The organism is Streptomyces sp. AK010, assembly GCF_014207295.1.
Taxonomy (GTDB): domain Bacteria; phylum Actinomycetota; class Actinomycetes; order Streptomycetales; family Streptomycetaceae; genus Streptomyces; species Streptomyces massasporeus.
In genome coordinates this window covers 122,795-145,390 of sequence record NZ_JACHCX010000011.1, presented here as the reverse complement: position 1 = coordinate 145,390, position 22,596 = coordinate 122,795, and the positions used below count along the sequence as shown (strand labels likewise).

The window sequence follows — 22,596 nt, the reverse complement described above, 5'->3', positions numbered from 1 at the left end:
CAGCATCCGAGGCAGCACATACAGGGGCGGCACATGCGCCGCCGGAAAGGGCCTCAGAGCCTCCAGAGCGGCTTCGTACTCCCCAGAGTCGAACCAGTGATGGACACGCCGGTACAGCGACGCATAAGTCCGTCCACCGATCCGCTCACAGCCGCTGTACTCGTTCCACGGTTTCGCGGAGCACAGCTTCTCCGACATCACATCGAACGCTCCACGCACACCCTTCCACTGGCGCGTGCCCGGCAGGATGCCCTCGGCCTTGTCCCACATCTGGTCTGTCAGCTCAGCGGGGAATGGGATGTCGTCCTTCTCGCGGTGCCACTCCGTGATGGGGCCCACCAGCCCCTTGTGCCGAGGCACGTCCCCGTTGCCCCCACTTGTTCGGTGAGGGCTTCTTCGTTCGCGAGGGCGGAACCGGTCAGCCTTCCGCCGCCCGGTACTTCCGCACGGCAAGAGTCCGGAAGATCGCAACAATCAAAGCGGACCAGATCAGGGACGCCCAGACCGGATGCTGCATGGGCCAGGCGTCGGACTGGACCACCCCCGGGTTGCCGAACAGTTCGCGGCACGCCTGCACCGTCGCACTGAACGGGTTCCACTCCGCGATGTGTCGCAGCCAGGGCGTCATCTGGCTGGAGTCGACGAAGGCGTTCGAGATGAACGTCACCGGGAACAGCCAGATGATCCCACCCGAAGTTGCCGCCTCCGGGGTCCGGACCGCGAGCCCGATCAGGGCCCCGATCCACGTGAAGGCGTAGCCGAGGAGGAGGAGCAGTCCGAAGGCTCCCAGGACTCGGCCTACATTGGTCGGCTCGGCTGAGCCAGTGCGCCATCCGACGATCAGCGCGACGATCGCCAGGACAGTCAGCGTGATGCAGGTCTGCACGAGATCCGCAACGGTCCGACCCGTCAGCACCGCGCCGCGGGCCATCGGCAGGGAGCGGAAGCGGTCGACGAGCCCTTTCTGCATGTCGTCCGCGATGCCAGCGGCCGATCCCGCGGTCGCGAAGGTCACCGTCTGGGCGAAGATGCCGGCCATCAGGAAGTTCTTGTAGACGTCCGGATCGGTGGACCCCCCGATGCTCATCGAGCCGCCGAAGACGTACGTGAACAGGACCACAAACATTACTGGCTGAATGACCCCAAAAAGGACCATCTCAGGAATCCTGGTCATACGAATCAGGTTCCTGCGGGCGATGACCAGCGAGTCGGCAACCATGCTCATGCGGGACACCCCTTCGCTGCACTCGGGTGCTGACCTCGAATGCTCGACGCGGTGAAGCGTGAAGACCGGCTGACCGGGTTCGCGGTGGGCGCGACCCGCACGGTGTCGGTGACGGCGCTCACTGGGCGGCCTCCTTGCCCTTCTCCTGGTCCTTGATCTCGGCCACGTGTCCCGTCAGGGACAGGAAGACGTCGTCGAGGGTGGGCCTGCGCAGGCCTATGTCGTCGATCTCGATGCCCCGGGTGTCCAGTTCTCGGATGACCTCGGCGAGGAGCTTGGCGCCGCCGGTGACGGGGGCGGTGAGCTTGCGCATGTGCTCCTCGACCGTGGTCTCGCCCTTGCCGAAGCCGGCGAGGACCTCGGCGGCGGCCTGGATGTGCTCGCGCTGGTGCACCACGACCTCGACGCGCTCGCCGCCGGTGCGGGCCTTGAGCTGGTCGGAGGTGCCCTTTGCGATGACCTTGCCGTGGTCGACCACCGCGATGTCGTGCGCCAGGTGGTCGGCCTCCTCCAGGTACTGCGTGGTGAGCAGCAGCGTGGTGCCGCCGGAGACCAGTTGCTTGATGACCTCCCACAGCTGCTGGCGGTTGCGGGGGTCGAGGCCGGTCGTCGGCTCGTCCATGAACATCACGGGCGGTGAGACGACCAGGGCCGCCGCGAGGTCGAGGCGGCGGCGCATGCCGCCCGAGTAGGTCTTGGTGGGGCGGTCGGCGGCGTCCGCGAGGTGGAACTGCTCCAGCAGTTCGGCCGCGCGCTCCTTCGCCGCCTTGGCCCGCATCTGGTACAGCTGGCCGACCATCTGGAGGTTCTCCCGGCCGGTCAGGTATTCGTCGACGGCCGCGAACTGGCCGGACAGCCCGATGGAGCGGCGGACCGCGTCGGGCTGCTTGAGGACGTCGATGCCCGCGACGACCGCCCGCCCGCTGTCGGGTCGCAGCAGGGTGGTCAGGCAGCGGACGGTGGTGGTCTTGCCCGCGCCGTTCGGCCCGAGCAGGCCGAGGACCGTGCCCTCGGGCACGTCCAGGTCAACGCCGTCCAAGGCCTTTACGTCACCGAAGGTCTTGACCAGACCTTCAGCGTAGATGGCGCCTGGCATATGAGCCTCCACGTCTTCGGGGATCACCGGACAGACGTCCGGTGACGCTTCTCACCGACACACCATAACGCGATGTATCGCGTCTTACAATGAGTTTTCCCGCGTTGCGCTCCGTGAGACGAAAGGATCTCGACCGGGTCGGGACAGGCTCCTGACCGGGTCGGGGGCAGGCTCCTGAGGGGGCGGGAGCCCGCTCAGCCGATGACCGTGTAGCCCGCCTCGCGCAGCGCCTGACCCACCTCGGCGCAGTGCGCCGGGCCCTTCGTCTCCAGGTGCAGCTCGACCTCCGCCTCCGTGAGCCCGAGCCGCGGGTCGGTTCGGACGTGGCTCACATCGAGGACGTTAGCGTCGACCACTGACAACACGCCCAGAAGAGTGGCGAGAGCACCGGGCCGGTCCGTCAGCCGCAGCCGGACCGCCAGGTAGCGGCCCTGCGCGGCCATGCCGTGCCGCAGCACCCGCTCCATCAGCACCGGGTCGACGTTGCCGCCGGACAGCACCGCCACGACCGGCCCCTCGAACGCGCCGGGCGCACTCAGCAGCGCCGCGACGGGGCTCGCCCCGGCCGGCTCGACGACCAGCTTGGCCCGCTCCAGGCACAGCAGCAGCGCGGCGGACAACTCGTCCTCGCTGACCGTGCGCACCTCGTCGACCAGCTCGCCGACGATCCCGAACGGCACGTCACCGGGCCGCCCGACCTTGATGCCGTCGGCCATCGTCGCCGGGTTCTCGACCGACACCGGCCGGCCCGCCGCCAGCGAGGGCGGGTAGGCCGCCGCTCCGGCCGCCTGCACGCCCACCACCCGCACCTCCGGCCGCAGCGCCTTCACCGCCACCGCGATCCCGGCGGCCAGCCCGCCCCCGCCGATGCCGACGAGGATCGTGCGCACCTCCGGGCACTGCTCCAGGATCTCCAGGCCCACCGTCCCCTGCCCCGCGATGATGTCGGGGTGGTCGAAGGGGTGGATGAACACCGCGCCCGTCCCGGCCGCGTACTCCTGCGCGGCGGCCAGCGTCTCGTCGACCACCTGACCGTGCAGCCGCACCTCGGCCCCGTAGTCCCGGGTGGCACTGACCTTGGGCAGCGGGGCGCCCTTCGGCATGAACACCGTGGAACGCACGCCGAGCAGGGCGGACGCGAGGGCGACGCCCTGCGCGTGGTTGCCGGCGCTGGCGGCGACCACCCCCGCGGCGCGCTCCTCCGGCAGCAGACCGGCGATCCGGACGTATGCGCCGCGCAACTTGAACGAGCCCGTCCGCTGGAGGTTCTCGCACTTGAGGTGCACCGGCGCACCGACCGTCTGGGACAGGTGCCTGCTGCCCTCCATCGCGGTCACCCGCGCCACACCCGAGAGCATCTTCTGCGCGCCGCGCACGTCGTCGAGGGTGACGGGCCGAAAGGAGTCAGCCGTGCTGTAGCTCATGACTCCAGCATCGCAGTTCACAGGCGGGAACGACCGTTGTGACCAACCTCCGAGACCCGCTTTGCGCAGCGCCGGTACGGCCCGCCTTCCGGCCGCGTACCCTGTCCCCCAATCTGCCAGCCCTCCACGAAGTGAGCCCCCGGCCATGCCCACAACACCTGAAATGTCGATGGACATGACAACCGTCGGTGACACCGGTCTTCTCGACACGCTGCAGCACGAGGTGGCGCTGTTCGCCCGCCGTGCCGAACAGACCCGGCTCGGCGGAGTCGGGCAGGTGCGCAACTCCATGGACCGCGCCGCGTACCTGCTGCTCAACCGCCTCGACAAAGAAGGCCCGATGGGCGTCAAGGCGCTCGCCGCGAGCATGGGGATCGACTCGTCGACGGTCACCCGGCAGGTGGCTCCCCTCGTCGACACCGGTCTGGTCAAGCGCACCTCCCACCCCGAGGACGGGCGCGCGGTGGTGCTCCAGCTGTCCCCGCGCGGGCAGGCCCGGCTGGAGGAAGTCCGCTCCTCCCGGCGCCAGTTGATGGCCGAGCTGACCCACGACTGGGAGCCCGACGAGCGCGAGGCGTTCTGCGACCTCCTCACGCGCTTCAACACCGCGCTGTCCACCCGGATGGCGGCGCAGGGGGTGCCCGGGCCGGAGGCACAGCCGGAGTCCTGAACGCCGTACCGCGGGGACTCCGGTGCCACGGCCCGGGCTCCACGCGTGCGTGGAGCCGCCCGAGCCGTGCGCGGCTCTTGACCCCGGGGCCGTACCTGGCCTGATATGAGACCGGGCCCCCGTCACGCGCGGCCGGGTGCCCGCATCCTCAGGGTCGCCGTCAGGCGGGAGGCGCGGTGCTGGAGCGGCATGCGTCCCGGGCAACCCGTCGCGCCCGGGAGTTCGAGGCGTTCGTCGCGGGCGCGGCCGGGCGGCTGCTGCACGCCGCCACACTGCTCACCGCCGAGGCCCCCGACGACAACCCCCGCGCGCGGCGTCTGCTGACGCTGTCGCTGGCCCACACCTACGCGAGCTGGGACCGGCTGCACGGCGAGGACCCCTACGACCGCACCCGCCAGTACCTGGTCACCCGCTTCGCGCGCGGCACGTGGCACCACTACGGCGCGCTCGGCCGCTCCCGGCCGCATCCCGCGAGCCCCCTGGCCCCGCTCACCCCCCAGGAACGGCTGATCCTGGTCCTCAGGCTCTACGAGGGCGTCGCCGAGGAACAGACGGCGGCCCTGCTGGGCCTGTCCCCCGAACGCGTACGGGCGATCCGCCACCGGGCGACGTCGATCCTGCTGCACCGGCCGCGGGGCCCGGCGCCCGCGGTGACGGCCGCGAAGGCGGTGCGGTCATGAGCCCGTCCGGCGACCGGAGAGCGGCATGAGCGGGAACGACCGCGAGGCGGCCGTACGGCGGCTCCTGGAGCAGGCGCCGCGGCCCGTACCGCCCGAGATCCACACCGAGGCGGTGCGCCGCGGCGGGCGCATGCTGCGGCGCAGGACGCTCGCCCGCCGCCTGATGTGGCTGCTGCTGCTCGCGGCGGCCGTGGCGTTCACCGTGTGGGCGCTGACCGCCCGCCCGTGGGTGGAGCCGCCGTCCGACACGACTCCACCCCTCACCGGCTGGTGATCCCGCGAGGGGAACCGGTCCAGAAGACCGATGAAGATCTTGCTCCGGCCGCCGGGATCGCCCCGGATTGCCGATAATGTCAATCGCCACGAACCGGTGCAAGCAGGGCGCAATTCCAAGATCTTCAGGACACTCCCTAGCCGAGCGCCTGCTGCAGGTCCTCCAGCAGGTCCTCGGCGTTCTCGATGCCGACGGACAGCCGCACCAGGTCGGCCGGGACCTCCAGGGCCGAACCGGCCACGGAGGCGTGCGTCATGCGGCCGGGGTGCTCGATCAGCGACTCGACACCGCCCAGGGACTCGCCCAGCGTGAAGATCTTCGCCCGGTTGCACACCTCGACGGCCGCCTCCTCGCCGCCCGCGACGCGGAAGGAGACCATGCCGCCGAACGACTTCATCTGCTTGGCGGCGACCTCGTGACCGGGGTGCTCCGGCAGGCCCGGGTACAGCACGCCGCTCACCCGCGCGTGCCGCGTGAGCATGTCGGCGACCTTGACGGCGTTCTCGCTGTGCCGGTCCATGCGCACGGAGAGGGTCTTGGTGCCGCGCAGCACCAGCCAGGAGTCGAAGGGCCCGGCGACCGCGCCCATGGCGTTCTGGTGGAAGGCCAGTTCCTCGCCGAGGCCGGCGTCAGCGGTGACCAGGGCACCGCCGACGACGTCGGAGTGACCGCCCATGTACTTGGTCAGCGAGTTCACGACGACGTCCGCGCCCAGCGACAGCGGCTGCTGGAGGTACGGCGTGGCGAAGGTGTTGTCCACGACGAGGCGGGCGCCCGCGTCCCGGGCGACCTGGGCGACCGCGGCGATGTCGGTGATGCCGAGCAGCGGGTTGGAGGGGGTCTCCACCCAGACGACCTTGGTCTTCGGGGTGAGGGCGGCCCGCACGGCGGCCGGGTCGCTCGTGTCGGCGACCGACCACTCCACGCCCCAGCGGGCGACGACCTTGGCGAACAGACGGAACGTGCCGCCGTACGCGTCGTTCGGGATGACCACGTGGTCCCCCGGGGTGAGCAGCGTACGCAGCAGGCAGTCCTCGGCCGCCAGCCCGGACGCGAACGCGAGCCCGCGGCTGCCGCCCTCCAGGGCTGCGAGGTTCTCCTCCAGCGCGGTCCTGGTGGGATTGGCGCTGCGGCTGTACTCGTAGCCGCCGCGCAGTCCGCCGACCCCGTCCTGCTTGTAGGTCGAGACCTGGTAGATCGGCGGGACGACCGCGCCCGTCAGGGGGTCGGCGGTGTTGCCCGCGTGGATCGCGAGCGTCTCGAAGTGCTGACTGATGTGCCTGTCGCTCATGAGCACCGAGGGTAGTGCGCCGACGCGACACGTGCCGGGGCACGGGGCGAGCCGGGGTTTTCCACAGGTCGCGGGAGGGCTCGGGCCTAAGTTTTCCACAGGTTCCGGGAGCAGGTTCGCCAATTGTCGGCGCGGTCTGGTTCGCTTGTTGCATGGAGATTCTGTGGGTCCTGATCGCGCTGGTCATGCTGGGCTTCGTGCTGCTCCCCTTCCTGCGGCGCAGGCGCGGTGGTGCGATAGGGCTGGTCTCCCCCGACCACCCGGACGCTGCGGACCCGGCGAACTACGGCTTCGTCCGCGAGGAGGAGCTCGACATCCGCATGCCCGGCCCCGACCAGGACCTCCTGGACGTCCTGGACGTGGTGCAGCGCACGCAGGACCACCGCGCCGCGCAGCAGCTCCTGGCGGGCACGGAGACCGAGGGCGAGCGGCGCTGGCAGCGCGTGCAGGCCTTCGCGGGCGCGGCCTCGCTGGAGCTGTCGCGACGGCCCGGCGGGGTGAGCGAGGCGCCGGGCGGCCAATGGCTGCGCGTGTGGCGGGCCGAGGCGCCCAAGGACGCGGGCGGTGCGGCGGTGCACGCCGAGTTCCTGGTGCAGCAGGCGTGGCGGACGGCGACGCCGGGGACGGACGAGTTCCGGATCATCATGGAGGAGGCGAGGACGGCGTGCAGCGAGGCGGCGCTGCTCGCCCCCGGTGACCCGATCCCGTACATCGTCGAGCTGTCGGTGGCCCGCGGGCTCGGCTACTCCCAGAAGGACTTCGAGCAGGTCTGGCTGAAGATCCTGGACCGCGCCCCGGCCCACATGGGGGCGCACCTGTCCGCGCTGCACTACTGGTGCGAGAAGTGGCACGGCTCCCGTGCCGAGGCGTACGCGTTCGCCGAGGCCGCCGCGGCCCGGGCGCCCCGGGGCTCCCTCCTCTCGGCGATGCCCCTCTTCGCGGTGTTCGAGCACCTCCCCGAGGTGACCCTCGTGGCGAACTTCTGGCAGAGCGAGGTCGTCACGAAGGCGGTGCACGGCGCCCTGCACGCGGTGCACTCGGCCCGCGCCGACGACCCGATGCTGGCGCATGTGCGGCACATGCTGGTCTTCTTCCTGGTCCGCGGCGAGCGCTGGTCGGAGGCCATGAACCAGCTGATACACATCGACGGCCACGTGGGCGCCCTGCCCTGGACCCTGTCGGCCGATCCGGCGGCGGAGTTCGCGGTGTACCGGGCGCTGGCGGTGGCGGGCTACGAGGCGAACGGCGGCAGCCCGGCGAGCCTGCCGCACTGAGCCCCGACCGGGGCCCGAACCCTGCCCGTGCCCGCCCGGCCCCCGCCGGAATTCCGGGCGGTCGCGGCGCGTTCAGGAGGGCGTCGCCCCGATTGGAGACCGCATGTTCCTGCACAACCGCACGCCCCAGCTGCCGACCGCCGAGCAGGCGCTGCCCGGGCGCCCGGAGCCGGCGTTCACGGTCCCCGGCCGCCACACCGTCCTCGGCAACCCGCTGCTCGGCCCGTACCCCGAGGGCCTGGAGACCGCCGACTTCGGCCTGGGCTGCTTCTGGGGCGCCGAGCGCACGTTCTGGCAGCTCCCGGCCGGTGTCTGGACGACCGTCGTCGGCTACCAGGGCGGCCACACCGAGAATCCCACGTACGAGGAGGTCTGCTCGGGTCTGACCGGCCACACCGAGGTCGTACGGGTGGTCTTCGACCCGGACCGGATCTCGTACGAGCGCCTCCTGAAGACGTTCTGGGAGTCGCACGACCCGACGCAGGGCTTCCGCCAGGGCAACGACGTGGGCACGCAGTACCGCTCGGCCATCTACACCCACGCCCCCGCCCAGGAGGCCACCGCCAAGGCCTCCCGTGAGGCCTACCAGAAGGTCCTGACGTCCTCCGGCTACGGCACCGTCACCACGGAGATCGTCACGACTCAGGGCCGCCCCTTCTACCCGGCGGAGGGCTACCACCAGCAGTACCTGGACAAGAACCCCGCGGGCTACTGCGGCATCGGCGGCACGGGAGTGTCCTGCCCGGTCGGTGTGGCGAGGGCCGGTGGCTGACCCTGCGAGCTTCGGCGGGGGCTGGATCTTCGAGGAGAGTCTGCGGCCGTTCTGCGAGACCGTCGCGGAGTTCTCGGGCTACGCGTTCGACGACGCGGACTGGCAAGCCGTAGGCAACGCCCTGCCCGACACCGACGTCGAGACGCCCGACGGCTGGTACGACTACCCGCTCTCGGGCCGGGTGCCGCTGACACTGCTGGTCGCGGACGACCCCGGCTCGTCCCTGGTCTTCGTACGGATCACGGGGAACCCGGACGACCGCACGCGAGCACAGATCGAAGCGGCCCTGCACATCTTCAGCATGTACACCGTGCGCTGACGGTCCGTTCCCGAGGTACGGGGCTGCTGCGGGCGCCCGGTCAGCCCGTAGGGTGCCTGCGTGACTGCGCCCCTGAATTCCGACAGATCCCGTGCCGCGCTGCGGATATCCGCGCGGGTTTCCGCCGAGCTGCTGCTGGTGTTCGCCATGTCCGCCGTGGCGCTGTGGTTGCTGGGCCGGATGTGGTCCGTGGTGTGGCCGCTGGTGGTCGGACTGCTGCTGACCACGCTGACCTGGCCCGCGGCCCGGTTCCTGCGCCGGCGCGGGTGGCCGCCCGCGCCGGCCGCGTCGGTCGTGACCGTGCTGTTCCTGCTGGTCGCCGTCGGTGTGGTGGCGCTGATCGCCGTACCGGTGGCATCCCAGTCCGGGGAGCTGACGGACGGTGTCGTGGAGGGCATCCAGCGGCTGCGCGAGTGGGCCGCCGGGCCGCCGCTGAACATCGGGGACGCGCAGATCAACAAGGCCTTCGACAGCGCGGTCTCCCGCGCCCAGGAAGGCGTCGGCAGCATGGTGGGGGCTGTCGTCACGGGTGTGAGCACCGTGGTGAACGGCGTCGTCACCGCCGTCCTCGCGCTCTTCCTGATGTTCTTCTTCCTCAAGGACGGCCCGCGGTTCCTGCCGTGGCTGTCCCGTCAGCTGCCCGGCCGGCTCGCCACCGACGTCCCGACCGTGTTCGACCGCGGCTGGGCCACCCTGGGTGCCTTCGTCCGGTCCCAGGCGGCCGTCGGTCTGCTCGACGCCGTCCTGATCGGCCTGGGCCTGTGGATCCTGGGTGTGCCGCTGGTGCTGCCGCTGGCGGTGCTGACCTTCGTCTCGGCGTTCGTGCCGATCATCGGCGCCCTGTTCGCCGGCTTCGTCGCGGTGCTCATCGCACTCGTGTCCAACGGTCTGACGGACGCGCTGATCGTGCTGGCCATCATCGTCGTGGTGCAGCAGCTCGAGGGCAACGTCTTCCAGCCCATGATCCAGAGCCGCGGGCTCGGCCTGCACGCGGCGGTGGTGCTGCTCGCGGTGACCCTGGGCGGCAGCCTGGCCGGCATCGTGGGCAGCCTGCTCGCCGTGCCCGTGGCGGCGCTGATCGCGGTGGTCTGGAACTACGTGCGCGAGCAGCTCGTCGATCCGGTGGGCGAAGCGGGGGCGGACGAATCCGAGGCGGGAGCCGCCGTCCCGTCGTAGCGGCACAACCGCGGGGCGCGCAGGCGGCGTCCGACGCGCGAACGGCCCCGCCCAGGTCGCGGGGCCGCTCCTCGCTTGCGAGTCTGCAGGCGAAGGGAGAGCCGCCTCATGATTCCTGTCGCCACGTCGCCCGTGCGTCTGGAGGCATCCGTCGATCCCCGCCTGTCCCGATGGATGTGGCTGGTGAAATGGCTGCTCGCCGTCCCGCACTACATCGTGCTGGTGTTCCTGTGGATCGGGTTCGTCGTCGTGACCGTGATCGCCTTCTTCGCGATCCTGTTCACCGCCCGGTACCCGCGGTCCCTCTTCGACTACAACGTCGGTGTGCTGCGCTGGAACTGGCGCGTCAGCTACTACGCGCACACCGCCCTCGGCACCGACCGGTACCCGCCGTTCACCCTCGCCGACGTGCCCGACTACCCGGCGCACTTCGACGTCGTCTACCCCGAGCGGCTGTCCCGCGGGCTGGTCCTGGTGAAGTGGTGGCTGCTGGCGATCCCGCAGTACATCGTCGTCGCGATGTTCGCCGGGGGCGGCTGGGGCAGCGGGGACGACTGGCGCGGCGGCGGGCTGCTGCCGTTCCTCTCCCTGGTGGCCGTCGTCATCCTGCTCTTCACGGCCCGCTACCCGCGGCACCTCTTCGACTTCCTGATCGGCCTGGCCCGCTGGGCGGCCCGGGTGACGGCGTACGCCGCGCTGCTGACGGACCAGTACCCGCCGTTCCGGCTCGACCAGGGCGGGCAGGAGCCCTCACCGGCGCCACCGCCACCGGCGGACCCACTGACCAAGATCTGACCGGACGGCGGCGTGGCCCTGACCTGACCCCGCACAGCGCACAATCCGCAGCGGAAGCGTTTCCTCCCGCCCTGCGCTCCCTCGCATGGTTCTCGGACGAGCGTTACAGCCGATCATGGTCATCGCTCTGGCCCTCGCGGGGGCGGTCCAGGGCGCAGTGAGCACGGCACGGGCCGAGGAGAACGGGACGTCGACCGGGCGGCAACTGCTGTTCTACAACCACGCCTACGGTGTGCGCGACCGGGCCACCGCGGACGCCATCGAGCACTCCTCGGAGTATGACGCGCGGCGCGACGATGTGACGAGCCGGGGTGCGGACGGTTCAGCCGCCGCTGCCGTAGGGCCTGGTGATGATCTCCAGGCGGTGGCCGTCGGGGTCGTCGAAGTAGGCCCCGCGGCCGCCGTCGTTGTGGTTGATCTCGCCGGGGCGACTGTGGAACGGGTCCGCCCAGTAGGTGAGACCGGCCCGCTGGATACGGCCGAAGATCTCGTCGAACTCCTCCTCCGAGACGAGGAAGGCGTAGTGCTGCGGCGTGATGGCGCCGGGGCTGTCCATGTAGTCGAGGGTCACGCCGTTGGAGATCTCGACCGGGAGGAACGGGCCGTAGGGCGGGCTCACGTCGAGCCCCAGGAGGTCGGCGAGGAACCGGGCCGAGGCACGTTTGTCGCGGGCGACGACGATGGTGTGGTTGAGCTGCACGGTCATGGTGGCCTCCCCTGACGTACGTGGCGGCGGACCCTCCGGTGCACTCCCCCACGTGTACCCCGCGCACACCCCGTCGTGCATCACGAACAGCCCTGAGGGCCCCGGCACGCGGCCGGGGCCCTCAGGGCTGCCTCACTCGGGGGGTGAGGTCAGATCGTCGCCGTGTCGATCACGAACCGGTAGCGGACGTCGCTGGCCTGGACCCGCTCGTACGCCTCGTTGATCTGGTCACCGCGGATCAGCTCGATCTCGGCGCCCAGGCCGTGCTCGGCGCAGAAGTCCAGCATCTCCTGGGTCTCCGCGATGCCGCCGATCATGGAACCGGCGAGGGTCTTGCCGCCACCGATCACCGAGAAGAGGTTGAGGGAGACCGGCTCCTCGGGGGCTCCGACGTTGGCCAGGGTGCCCTCGGTCTTCAGCAGGGACAGGTAGGCGTTGAAGTCCAGCGGGGCGGACACCGTCGACACGATCAGGTCGAACGTGCCGGCCAGCTCCTCGAAGGTCTTCGGGTCGCTGGTGGCGTAGTAGTGGTCCGCGCCCAGCCGCAGGCCGTCCTCCTGCTTGCGCAGGGACTGCGACAGCACGGTCACCTCGGCGCCGAGGGCGTGGGCGATCTTGACGCCCATGTGGCCGAGGCCGCCCAGGCCGACGATCGCGACCTTCTTGCCGGGGCCGGCGCCGAAGCGGCGGAGCGGGGAGTAGAGGGTGATGCCGGCGCACAGCAGCGGCGCGGCGACGTCGAGGGAGAGGCCGTCGGGGATGCGGACGACGAAGTTCTCGTCGACGACGACGTTCTCCGAGTAGCCGCCGTAGGTGGGCTCGCCGTCCTTGCCGATGCCGTTGTACGTGGGGACGTTGCCCTGCACGCAGTACTGCTCACGGCCGGCCTTGCAGTTCTCGCACTCGCGGCAGGAGTCGACCATGCAGCCGACGCCCACGCGGTCGCCGACGGCGAACTTCGTGACGCCCGGGCCGACCGCGGAGACGACACCGGCTATCTCGTGGCCGGGGACCATCGGGAAGATCGCCTCGCCCCAGCCCTCCTGGGCCTGGTGGATGTCGGAGTGGCAGATGCCGGCGAACTTGATGTCGATCAGGACGTCGAACTCGCGGACCTCGCGGCGCTCGATGGTGGTGCGCTCCAGCGGAGCCTTGGGAGCGGGAGCGGCGTACGCAGCAACAGTGGTCATGCCGGGGTTCTCCTAGCGGGGTTCAGTGCCCGGCTGCCTTCTGGATCTTCTGACCGGGCACGATCACCAGCGTGCCGGATTCGTTCGTGCTCACCCAGACCACGGTTTTGCGTACGCACACGGTGCGTACCACTGGCGGGGTCAGGCTCGTGGGCGTACGACCAGGAATACTGGACGGCATGGACGAACAGCCCGAACCCGCACAGACGGCCGGTGGCGGCCTGGACCGGCGCGCCGAGCTCAGTGAGTTCCTGCGCACCCGGCGGGCCCGGCTGAAGCCCGAGGACGTGGGGCTGCCCGACTTCGGGCGGCGGCGGGTGCCCGGGCTGCGCCGCGAGGAGCTGGCGCAGCTGGCCGGGGTGTCCGTGGCGTACTACACGCGGCTGGAGCAGGGCAACGGCCGCAACGTCTCCGCGGAGGTGCTGGACGCGATCGCGCGCGCCCTGCGGCTGAGCGACGCCGAGCACGCGCACCTGATGCATCTGGCGAAGCCGAAGCAGCACAAGAAGAAGCCGGTGGCGCGCAGCCAGCAGGTGCGGCCTGCGCTGCGGCATCTGCTGGACTCGGTCGAGTCCGTCCCGGCGTACATCGTCGGGCGCCGCTCGGACATCCTGGCCTGGAACCGGATGGCGTCGGCCCTCTTCGGCGACTGGGCGGAGGTGCCGGCGCAGGAGCGGAACTGGGCGCGCATGGTGTTCCTCAGGCCCGAGTACCGCGAGCTGTTCGTGGAGTGGGAGCAGAAGGCGTCCGACATCGTCGGCTATCTGCGCATGGACGCGGGCTGCCACCCGGACGACCCGCGGCTGTCGGCCCTGGTGGGCGAGCTGTCGGTGAAGAGCGAGGAGTTCCGCCGCCTCTGGGCCGCCCACGACGTCAAGGAGAAGAGCTACGGCGTCAAACGCCTGCGCCACCCCCTGGTCGGCGACCTGACCCTGTCCTTCGAGACGTTCCGCCTGGTCGACGACGCCGAGCAGTCCCTGATCACCTACCACGCGGACCCGGACACCCCGTCGGCGGAGGCCCTGCGCCTGCTGGCCAGCTGGGGAGCGGACGCGACGCGCTCGGGCACCAGGGCTTCGACACCGTCGGAGTGAGAGGCATTAGTGCCTCGGCCACCCTCAGAGCACGACGCACCCGCCCCTCGGCCACCCTCACAGCACGACACACCCGCCCCTCGGTCGACGACGCCCAGGTCCTCCCGCATCAGCCTCCGCATCGCGGACAGTCGCGGTTCGGCCTCCTTCAGGTCGAGCAGGGCGTCCTCCGCGCTTTCGCCCTCCCGGGCCACGCCGCGGCCGAGCCGTTTGACCGCCGCGTCGATGCCGGCGAGGACCTCGTTCACGGACCGTGAGGCGTCGAGGATGCGCTCCGGCACGATCATCTGGGCCTGCGCGTACCGGTCCCGGTAGTCGCCGCGTCTCTTCGAGCTGGTCGCGCTCGGCGTCGCCGTAAACCCCGTCGCGCAGGCGGTGCAGGGCGTCCTTCAGGAGGGTGTGGAACTGGCGGGAGGCCCTGTTCATGGCCGTGTACGCGTCCCCGCGCTCCTCGAACCGCCGTCGTCGCCCTTCGGCCCGGGTCGCCTCGTCCCGCTGCCGTGCGGAGAGCCGCTGGCCGAGCACCGGCGCGAAGAGTGTGCCGAGGACGCCCACGACGGCGGTGATCATGGCGGTCACGGCGACGGTCGTGCGAGGACCCTACTGACGCGGCGGGCCCGCCGGAAGCCGAGGCTTCCGGCGGGCCGCCAACGCGCTGGTCCTACCGCCTACTCGCCGTAGTACGCGTTGTAGATCGAGATCGTCGACTTGTTGCCCTTCTTGTCGGCGATCTTGGCGTGGAAGGAGATGGCCTTCCCCTTCGCCGGGTTCTTGACGCTCACCTTGCCGTCCTTGACGGTGAGCTTCTTCCAGGTCTTGCCGTAGTCGTACGAGACGTACACCGACAGCGACTTCAGGTTGCTGCCCTTGGCCGCGCCCTCGACGCTGACCGGGACCTTGACGGTCTTGTCGGCCGGGGCCTTGCTGTCCAGACCCGTGGCCGCGAGGAAACGGGCCGTGGAGACGGGCAGCTTGGTGATGTCGTTGGTCTTCTTCGAGCGGAACGTCCAGCTCGCGTCGACGCGGGTGGAGGCCGCCGCGACCTTGACGCTGCGCTTGACCGACGTCGTCAGCTTGTACTCGGCGTCGGCGGCCGGGACCTTGAACTGCTTGTCGCCGAACAGCGGGTCGTCGTTGCTGCCGACCTTGGTGCCGTTGCGGTAGAGGGTCGTGTCGACCGCGGAGAACTTCGAGTAGCCCACGTTGCCCTTGCCGTCGGCGAACAGCGGCAGGGAACCGTAGATCTCGTTGCCTTCACGGATGACACCGAAGTCGCCGGTCAGGCGCGGCCCGAAGACAGCCGTGTTGACGGTCTTGGAGTAGCTCTTGCCGGCGGCGAACGTGTGCGTGCCCATATCGTAGGCGGCCTCGTCGACCGGGAAGCCGTCCTCGTCCACACCTCCGGACTGGGCGAACTCGAGCTGCCACTTCACGCCGCCCTGGGCGGACAGGTGGATCGTCCGGGTGCCGGGCAGGGCCTGCTGCATGCCGATCGAGGAGGCGCTGGAGCTCCACGGCATCCAGCCCACCGCGTTGACCGAGCCCTTCTTGCCGCTCGCCGCGGCGCCGAGACCCGCCTTCACCGTGGCGAGCTCGCTCGCCTTGTAGTGCTTGGTGAAGCCGCTGGCGAGCTGCTTGACCTTGCCGCCGGCGACGGTGTTGTACTCCTCCTTGCCGCCCTTGGACCAGTGGCCGTCCCACTGCTGGGTCACCGAACCGTCGGTGATCTGCGGGCCGACGTGAGCGCTGCGGAAGCCGTCGTAGGAGTCCAGCCACCAGCCGAAGCCGTAGCTGCTGTCCCCGCTCTCCACCGTGTAGTCGGCCGAGGCGAACTCCGACTTGGCGCCGGTGGCCGGGACGGTGATGTCCACCGGCTTGGCCTTACGGGCGTCCAGCGTGATCGTCGTGTTCTTGGTGAGGTTCAGCTTGGGCTGGGCGAGCCAGTCGACGCCCTCGAACTTCTCCGGGTCGTCGCCCACGTAGATGTTCGCGTTGAGGACGTAGGTGCCCTTGGGGACACGGGTGGTGACGGTGCCGTCCTCGTCGTACGGCATGGCCCCCTTGCCCTTGCCCAGGCCGGCTATGCCGGTGAGGTCGGCGCTGTAGTTCTTCGCGGCCTTGCCGTCGCGGCCCAGGAACTTCAGCGTCACGTCGTACGACTCGACCTCGCGCTGCACCGCCGCCGCCGTGCGGACGGTCTGGCCGCCGCCCGTCGCCGTGACGTACGCCGAGTACGCGCCGTCGACCGTGCCGCCGAGCTTGGTGTTGACGGTGAACGGCACGGAGGCCTTGCCGCCGGCCGGGACCGTCACCGAGGTGGCGCCGAGCTTGAAGAAGCCGGACGGGACGGCCTGGCCCTTGGGGTTGGTGGCCGTCGACGTCAGCTTCAGCGTGACGTCCTTCGTACCGAGGTTGCGGTACGTCAGCTCCTCGGTGACCGGCTTGTCGTCGGTGTGCGGCCACTGCTGCACCCCGAAGCTCACCGAGACCGGCTCGGCGATCACGGACTGCTTGATGGCCTTGTCGACCTGGATCCGGCCCGAACCCTGCTCGAACGGGGTGTACTTGCCGCCCTTGGTGGAGCCGGTGAGGGCGCCCTTCAGCTCGGCGTACTTCCAGTCCGGGTGCTGTTGCTTGAGGATCGCCGCCGCGCCCGCGACGTGCGGGGTCGCCATCGAGGTACCGGAGATCGTCATGTAGCCGGCCGGCTTCTCGCCGACCTCCTGGGCTATCTGGTTGCCCGGGGCGGAGGCCGCGGTGATGTCCACGCCGGGCGCGGTCACGTCGGGCTTGAGGGCGCCGTCCATGGCGGGGCCACGGCTGGAGAAGTCGGCGAGCCGGTCCTTGTCGTCGACGGCGCCGACGGTCAGGGCCGCTGCGGCGCTGCCCGGGGAGCCGATGGTCTGCTCACCGAAGTCGCCCTCGTTGCCGGCCGCGATGGCGAACAGGACGCCCTTCTCGTCGGACAGCTTGTTCACCGCCGCTTCCAGCGGGTCGATCGCGGGCGTGTCGCCGCCGCCCAGACTCATGTTGATGACGTCGGCGCCCTCGGCGGCGGCCCACTCCATGCCGGCGAGGATCTCGGAGTCGCTGCCGAAGCCGCCGTCGTCGAGGACCTTGCCGTTGAGGATCTTCGCGCCGGGCGCGACGCCCTTGTACTTGCCGCCGGACTTCTTGCCCGTGCCGGCCACGATGGAGGCGACGTGCGTGCCGTGGCCGACCTTGTCGGAGGCGTCGGGCGAGGTGGTGAAGTTCTTGGCGCCGACCACCTGGCCCTTGAGGTCGTCGTGGGTGGCGTCGACACCGGTGTCCAGGACGGCGATCTTGGTGCCCTTGCCGTCGTAGCCGGCCGACCAGGCCTTGGGCGCGCCGATCTGCGGGACGGACTTGTCGAGGCTGGCCTTGCGGACGCCGTCGAGCCAGACGTGCGCGATGCCGGAGGCGGTCTTCTCGCCGTTGGTGACCGCGTCCCAGAGTTCGGGGGTGTCCTGCTGCGGCGTCTGCACGGCGTCCGCGTTCACTGACTTCAGCACGTGGCTCAGGCTGCCGGCCTCGCGGACGTCGGCCTTGGCGGCGGCGGCGCTGCCCCGGTAGCCGACGATGACCTTCAGGCCCTTCTTCTGGGCCTTGCGGGTCGTCGACTTGTTGAGCTCGGTGACGTCGAAGAGCCTCTGGTCGAGCTTGCCGGTGGCGACCAGGCGGGCCGCGTCGGCCGGGATGACGAGGGTGTGGCCGTCGACCTTGCGGATCTGGACGGGTACCTTCTCGCGGCCCTTGGCGTGTTCCAGGCCGATGACACGGCCCTTGGAGTCCAGCACGACGCGGTCGCCGGTGATGAGTGTGATGCGGTGCTTGGCGGTGAGGGACGCCGGCTTGGCGGACGCTGCCGCCTGCTCGCCGTCGGCCGACGCCGGGCTGGTCATACCCGCCGCCAGCGCTACGGCCGCCGCTGTGGCGACTGTGGCCGCGTACGCCCTTTTCACTTGTCTGCGCAAGTTTCCCCCTTGCAGAAGAACCGGGCGAATTCCCCGTTCACCCGGCCGGGGGTGGCCTCGTACGCATGTCCGTACACCCCCCGGAATACGCAGTATGCCGAGGGGTGATCAGGTGCTCAAGAGATGAGAGGCCGGTAAGAATTCCGTCGGCCGACTGTTACACGTCCGTGGGAACTCCGTTACAGGGTCGCGTGGTTACGCACGCGCGTTCTCCTTGACAGAGATCCGGCCCTTGCGGATCGTCGCCACACGCGGAGCCTTCTTCGCTATCGCCGAGTCGTGGGTGACCATCACGAAGGTGAGGCCCAACTCCTCCCACATGCGCTCGAGTACGTCCATGATCTCGTCGCGCATGGATTCGTCGAGATTGCCGGTGGGTTCGTCGGCGAGGAGCACCTTCGGCTGTTTCACCAAGGCCCGGGCGATGGACACGCGTTGCTGCTGACCGCCGGACATCTCGCCGGGCAGATGTGCGAGGCGCTCGCCGAGACCGACCGATGTCAGTGCCTCGGCGGCCTGTTCGCGTCGCTGTTTCGGCTTCACGCCGAGGGGGACGAGGGCGGTCTCCACGTTTTCCTGCGCGGTGAGCGTCGGGATGAGGTTGAAGGGGCTGGAAGACGAAGCCGATGCTTTCGCTTCTCACCCGGGTCAGTCTCGCCTCCCCAACGCCGAAAGGCCGTCGCCCACCCCGGGTGTCCGGGGTGGGCGACGGCCTTTGGTCAGGAGAGCCGGCGAGTCGTCAGACCGCGGAACCGGCCTTCCAGTCGGCCCAGCCCATGTTCCAGCCGTTGAGGCCGTTGTCCGGCGCGACCGTCTTGTCGCCGGTGTTCTCGACGACCACCACGTCGCCGATCATCGAGTTGTTGTAGAACCACGCGCCCGGGGTGTTCGGGTTGTTCGCGCCCTTGGCGTCCTGCAGGCCGACGCAACCGTGGCTGGTGTTCACGCTGCCGAAGATGGACTTCGCGCCCCAGTAGTTGCCGTGGATGAACGTGCCCGAGCTGGAGAGGCGGATGGCGTGCGGCACGTCCTTGATGTCGTACTCGCCCTTGCCGTCGTCGTCCGTGAAGCCCACGGTCGCGCCGTTCATGCGCGTCTCCTTGAACTTCTCGGACATCACCATGATGCCCTCGTAGGTCTTGTTCTCGGGCGAGCCGGCGGAGATCGGGATCGTGCGGACGGTCTTGCCGTCCTGCGTGATCTTCATCTGCTTGGTCTTCGCGTCGACGTACGAGACCTGGTTGCGGCCGATCTTGAAGGTGACCGTCTTCTGCTGGACGCCGAAGACGCCCTTGGCTCCCTCGACACCGTCGAGCGCGAGCTTCAGCGTGACGGTGGAGCCTTCCTTCCAGTAGTCCTCGGGCCGGCAGTCCATGCGGTTGGCGTTGAACCAGTGGCAGGCGACTTCCTGGCCGCTGGTCGTGCTGACCTCGATGCCCTTCTGGACCGCGGCCTTGTTGGTGATCGCCTTGTCGAAGTTGATCGAGACCGGCATGCCGACGCCGACGGTGGTGCCGTCGTCCGGCGTGAAGTTGCCGATGAAGCTGTTGGCCGGGGAGACCGTGGTGAACGAGGCGTTCTCGTGGGCGACGCGACCGTCGGAGTCCTTCGCCTCGGCCGCCAGCTTGTAGGTGGTGGACCGCTCCAGCTGGGCGGTCGGCTTCCAACTGGTCTTGTCGGCGGATATCTGGCCGCTGACCTCCGCGCCCTGCGACGTCGTCATCTTCACGACGGTGAGCGTGCCCTTGCTCACGGTGACGGCGGCGGAGTTGTTGATGGAGGCGTTGTCCGAGCCGTCCTCGGGCGTGATCTTGATCTGGGCCTCGGAGGTCTTCTTCGCCGCGGCCTCGTCGACCTTCGACTGGGAGCTGTCGCCTCCGTCGCCCCCGGAGGCACTGTCGTCGCCTCCGGAACACGCCGAGAGCATCAGCACTCCGCCGAGCAGTGCGGACGCGACCGTCAGGCCCTTGCGCCGCTTACCGACCGTCATCACACGCTTCTCCATCGTTGCCGATTTCCCCAAAACCCCGAGTGTCCCCGTCAAAAACCTGAGTGCCCCCGTCGGGACCCGTGAGTCCTCACCAGGACTCGTGAGTCCTCACCCGGAACGTTCAACGCTACGACCGGCTCATCCGGTTCCCCAGGTCGCGCAGGTGTGGGGATCACCACGTCCGTGACGGACGGGGCCGGCTGTTACGGGTGCGGTCGGTGCGCCGCTTGAGACGCGAAGACCCCGGGCGGCGGTTGCCGCCCGGGGTCACGAATTCCGGACAGCTCAGCCGTCGCTGCCGTCGCCATCATCCTCGTCGAGGTCCCAGTCCGGCGAATCGGGCTCGTAGTCAATCCGTTCACTGCTCCAGGAGGCCTGCTGGAGCTCGATCCCCGGCACCTGGCTGACCAGGTCGAACGGGTCCACGAGGTACGCGAGGGCCTCCGCGGTGTCTTCCGTCACAGCGCCCTCGGCGTGGGCTCGTTCCGCCGCCGGCATGTCCGCCTCGTCGGCGATCCGGCGCAGCGCGGACTTGGTGACCGCGTCCGCGTCGTCGACCTCGAGAACGAGTTCCACCCGAAGCCGTACAAAACGTGATGTCTCTGGAGTGCTCATGGCGGGAGCGTACGTCCAGGCCCTCCCGTGACTTTCCCGTGACCCGCGACTTTCACTAACATCGCCCCACACGGCCAATTCGCCGACGTCACAAGGGGATCGATATTCCGTGTCATCCGCTCGCCGCCCGTTGCTGACCGCCACCGCCGCGGCGTCCCTGCTGGGCGCCCTGTGGTTCGTCCCGTCCGCCAACGCGTCGTCGGACTCCCCGGTGACAGACGCGGTCTCGACGAGCCCGTCGCCGCAGGTCACGGAGCAGGCCCGGATCGCGGCGACGACCGCGGACACCTCCGTCACCGGCACCCGACTCGCCGACACCGGCAGTTTCGACAGCACGCCGTACGTGATCGGCGGGACCTTCTGTCTCACGCTCGGCGCCGGGTTCGTCGTGTACTCGGTGCGCCGGGAACGGCTCGGTTTCTGACGCCCGTTGACTCGGGGCCCCGCCGGACGACGGGACCCCTGCGGCCCTACTGAAGCGGCCCGGTGACCTTCTCGACCGCGGCCAGCAGCCGCCCGTCGCGCACGAACGCGTCCGCCGCGGCGAGGTCGGGCGCGAGGAACCGGTCCGGCCCGGGGCCCTGGACTCCCGCCTCCCGTGCGGCGTCGATGACCGCCTGCGACGCGGGCGCCGGGGTCAGGCCCTCGCGCAACTCCACCGCGCGCGTGGCGGCGTAGAGCTCGATGGCGATCACCCGGGTGAGGTTGTCGACGGCCGTGCGCAGCTTGCGCGCCGCCGACCAGCCCATCGAGACGTGGTCCTCCTGCATCGCGGAGGACGGGATCGAGTCTGCGGACGCCGGTACGGCGAGCCGCTTCAGCTCGCTCACCAGCGCGGCCTGCGTGTACTGAGCGATCATCAGGCCCGAGTCCACACCGGCGTCGTCGGCGAGGAACGGCGGCAGGCCGTGGCTGCGGTTCTTGTCGAGCAGCCGGTCGGTGCGCCGCTCCGCGATGGAGCCGAGGTCGGCGGCGGCGATGGCGAGGAAGTCCAGGACGTAGGCGACGGGCGCCCCGTGGAAGTTGCCGTTGGACTCCACGCGCCCGTCGGGCAGCACGACGGGGTTGTCCACGGCGGCCGCCAGCTCGCGGTCGGCGACCAGCCGGGCGTGGGTCATGGTGTCCCGCCCGGCGCCGGCGACCTGCGGGGCGCAGCGCACGGAGTAGGCGTCCTGGACACGCGGGGCGTCGTCCTGGTGGTGCCCGGTCAGGCCCGACCCCTTCAGCACGGCCAGCATGTTGGCGGCGCTGGCGGCCTGCCCCGGGTGGGGCCGGATGGCGTGCAGTTCGGGGGCGAGGACCTTGTCGGTGCCGAGCAGACCCTCCAGGGACAGGGCGGCGGTGACGTCGGCGGACCGGTAGAGCGTCTCCAGGTCGGCCAGGGCCATCACCAGCATGCCGAGCATGCCGTCGGTGCCGTTGAGGAGGGCGAGGCCCTCCTTCTCGCGCAGTTCGACCGGCTGGATGCCGTGCGCGGCGAGGAGTTCGGCGGCCGGGCGTACGACACCGTCGGGGCCCTCGGCGTCGCCCTCGCCCATGAGCGCCAGCGCGCAGTGGGACAGCGGCGCGAGGTCGCCGGAGCAGCCGAGGGAGCCGTACTCGTGCACGACGGGGGTGATCCCGGCGTTGAGGAGGTCGGCCATGGTCCGGGCGACCTCGGGCCGGACGCCGGTGCGCCCGGAGCAGACGGTCTTCAGTCGCAGGAACATCAGGGCGCGGACGACTTCGCGCTCCACGGCGGGGCCCATCCCGGCGGCGTGCGAGCGGACGATGTTGCGCTGGAGCTGGGCGCGCAGCTCCGGGCTGATGTGCCGGGTCGCCAGGGCGCCGAAGCCGGTGCTCACGCCGTACACGGGGTCCGGCTTGGCCGCCAGCGCGTCCACGATCTCGCGGGCCGCGGCGAGGGCGGCCACGGCCTCCGCGGAGAGCTCGACGCGGGCGCCGCCGCGCGCCACGGCGAGCACGTCGGACGCGGTCACCCCCGACGTTCCCACCACCACAGTGTGCATA

At 70.2% G+C, this 22,596-nt stretch carries 20 protein-coding genes and 1 pseudogene; 10 read left to right on the top strand and 11 right to left on the bottom strand.

The genetic code is table 11. The features are described from left to right. Window positions 1-418: 418 nt before the first annotated feature. From HDC93_RS21960 to ilvA, 3 genes are all read right to left on the bottom strand, one after another. Window positions 419-1,225: an ABC transporter permease gene (locus tag HDC93_RS21960; protein WP_185012571.1), complete on the bottom strand. Its 807-nt coding sequence runs from the start codon at window positions 1,223-1,225 to the stop codon at window positions 419-421. Window positions 1,226-1,343: 118 nt separating this feature from the next. Beyond that, window positions 1,344-2,321 carry an ATP-binding cassette domain-containing protein gene (locus HDC93_RS21955; protein WP_185012570.1) on the bottom strand — a complete coding sequence of 326 codons (978 nt, stop codon included), beginning with the start codon at window positions 2,319-2,321 and terminating at the stop codon, window positions 1,344-1,346. Between the two features lie 194 nt (window positions 2,322-2,515). Continuing rightward, window positions 2,516-3,745 (bottom strand): threonine ammonia-lyase, encoded by a 1,230-nt coding sequence (gene ilvA, locus HDC93_RS21950; protein WP_185012569.1) that lies wholly within the window; start codon window positions 3,743-3,745, stop codon window positions 2,516-2,518. A gap of 163 nt (window positions 3,746-3,908) precedes the next feature. Between ilvA and HDC93_RS21945 the strand changes: the two genes are divergently transcribed. From HDC93_RS21945 to HDC93_RS21935, 3 genes are all read left to right on the top strand, one after another. Then, window positions 3,909-4,415, top strand: coding sequence for a MarR family winged helix-turn-helix transcriptional regulator (locus tag HDC93_RS21945; RefSeq protein WP_185012568.1), 507 nt, complete (start codon window positions 3,909-3,911; stop codon window positions 4,413-4,415). A 176-nt stretch (window positions 4,416-4,591) separates the two neighbouring features. Next, entirely contained in the window at window positions 4,592-5,095 is a 504-nt protein-coding gene (locus HDC93_RS21940; protein WP_185012567.1) for a sigma factor-like helix-turn-helix DNA-binding protein, read from the top strand. A 25-nt stretch (window positions 5,096-5,120) separates the two neighbouring features. Beyond that, window positions 5,121-5,369, top strand: coding sequence for a hypothetical protein (locus HDC93_RS21935; RefSeq protein ID WP_097219719.1), 249 nt, complete (start codon window positions 5,121-5,123; stop codon window positions 5,367-5,369). Window positions 5,370-5,505: 136 nt separating this feature from the next. On the opposite strand, the gene HDC93_RS21930 is transcribed toward HDC93_RS21935, so the two are convergent. Then, window positions 5,506-6,660 carry a cystathionine gamma-synthase gene (locus HDC93_RS21930; RefSeq protein ID WP_185012566.1) on the bottom strand — a complete coding sequence of 385 codons (1,155 nt, stop codon included), beginning with the start codon at window positions 6,658-6,660 and terminating at the stop codon, window positions 5,506-5,508. A 152-nt stretch (window positions 6,661-6,812) separates the two neighbouring features. Here HDC93_RS21930 and HDC93_RS21925 point away from each other — a divergent pair, with 152 nt between their 5' ends. From HDC93_RS21925 to HDC93_RS21905, 5 genes are all read left to right on the top strand, one after another. Continuing rightward, a complete protein-coding gene (locus HDC93_RS21925) occupies window positions 6,813-7,934 on the top strand; it encodes a hypothetical protein (RefSeq protein WP_185012565.1) in 1,122 nt (373 codons plus the stop codon). A gap of 103 nt (window positions 7,935-8,037) precedes the next feature. Further along, window positions 8,038-8,706, top strand: a complete 669-nt coding sequence (gene msrA / locus HDC93_RS21920) for a peptide-methionine (S)-S-oxide reductase MsrA (RefSeq protein ID WP_185012564.1) — start codon at window positions 8,038-8,040, stop codon at window positions 8,704-8,706. After that, window positions 8,699-9,025 (top strand): hypothetical protein, encoded by a 327-nt coding sequence (locus tag HDC93_RS21915; protein WP_185012563.1) that lies wholly within the window; start codon window positions 8,699-8,701, stop codon window positions 9,023-9,025. The genes msrA and HDC93_RS21915 overlap by 8 nt, the downstream gene beginning before the upstream one ends. A 60-nt stretch (window positions 9,026-9,085) precedes the next feature. After that, entirely contained in the window at window positions 9,086-10,201 is a 1,116-nt protein-coding gene (locus HDC93_RS21910; RefSeq protein ID WP_185012562.1) for an AI-2E family transporter, read from the top strand. 108 nt (window positions 10,202-10,309) lie between these two features. Then, window positions 10,310-10,996 (top strand): DUF4389 domain-containing protein, encoded by a 687-nt coding sequence (locus tag HDC93_RS21905; RefSeq protein WP_185012561.1) that lies wholly within the window; start codon window positions 10,310-10,312, stop codon window positions 10,994-10,996. A gap of 322 nt (window positions 10,997-11,318) precedes the next feature. Here HDC93_RS21905 and HDC93_RS21900 read toward each other — a convergent pair whose 3' ends face one another. Together HDC93_RS21900 and HDC93_RS21895 are read right to left on the bottom strand one after the other, a co-directional pair. Continuing rightward, window positions 11,319-11,702: a VOC family protein gene (locus tag HDC93_RS21900; RefSeq protein WP_185012560.1), complete on the bottom strand. Its 384-nt coding sequence runs from the start codon at window positions 11,700-11,702 to the stop codon at window positions 11,319-11,321. 149 nt (window positions 11,703-11,851) lie between these two features. After that, window positions 11,852-12,892, bottom strand: a complete 1,041-nt coding sequence (locus tag HDC93_RS21895; protein ID WP_185012559.1) for an NAD(P)-dependent alcohol dehydrogenase — start codon at window positions 12,890-12,892, stop codon at window positions 11,852-11,854. Between the two features lie 179 nt (window positions 12,893-13,071). Here HDC93_RS21895 and HDC93_RS21890 point away from each other — a divergent pair, with 179 nt between their 5' ends. After that, window positions 13,072-13,986, top strand: a complete 915-nt coding sequence (locus HDC93_RS21890; RefSeq protein ID WP_185012558.1) for a helix-turn-helix domain-containing protein — start codon at window positions 13,072-13,074, stop codon at window positions 13,984-13,986. Window positions 13,987-14,654: 668 nt separating this feature from the next. Here the strand turns inward: HDC93_RS21890 and HDC93_RS21885 are convergent. The 4 genes and pseudogenes from HDC93_RS21885 to HDC93_RS21870 all read right to left on the bottom strand — a co-directional run bounded on the left by HDC93_RS21885 (window position 14,655) and on the right by HDC93_RS21870 (window position 20,586). Next, on the bottom strand, window positions 14,655-17,909 hold the full coding sequence (locus tag HDC93_RS21885) for a S8 family serine peptidase (protein ID WP_221516984.1): 3,255 nt from the start codon (window positions 17,907-17,909) through the stop codon (window positions 14,655-14,657). Between the two features lie 267 nt (window positions 17,910-18,176). Further along, window positions 18,177-18,648: pseudogene (locus HDC93_RS21880) on the bottom strand (ABC transporter ATP-binding protein); the annotation flags it as partial. Window positions 18,649-18,720: 72 nt separating this feature from the next. After that, on the bottom strand, window positions 18,721-19,971 hold the full coding sequence (locus HDC93_RS21875; RefSeq protein ID WP_185012557.1) for an Ig-like domain-containing protein: 1,251 nt from the start codon (window positions 19,969-19,971) through the stop codon (window positions 18,721-18,723). Window positions 19,972-20,256: 285 nt separating this feature from the next. After that, window positions 20,257-20,586: a hypothetical protein gene (locus tag HDC93_RS21870; RefSeq protein ID WP_185012556.1), complete on the bottom strand. Its 330-nt coding sequence runs from the start codon at window positions 20,584-20,586 to the stop codon at window positions 20,257-20,259. A gap of 109 nt (window positions 20,587-20,695) precedes the next feature. On the opposite strand from HDC93_RS21870, the gene HDC93_RS21865 reads away from it, so the two are divergent. Continuing rightward, window positions 20,696-21,010, top strand: a complete 315-nt coding sequence (locus HDC93_RS21865; RefSeq protein ID WP_185012555.1) for a hypothetical protein — start codon at window positions 20,696-20,698, stop codon at window positions 21,008-21,010. A 46-nt stretch (window positions 21,011-21,056) separates the two neighbouring features. Here the strand turns inward: HDC93_RS21865 and hutH are convergent, their stop codons facing one another. Further along, window positions 21,057-22,595: a histidine ammonia-lyase gene (hutH, locus tag HDC93_RS21860; protein ID WP_185012659.1), complete on the bottom strand. Its 1,539-nt coding sequence runs from the start codon at window positions 22,593-22,595 to the stop codon at window positions 21,057-21,059. Between the last annotated feature and the right edge of the window lies 1 nt (window position 22,596).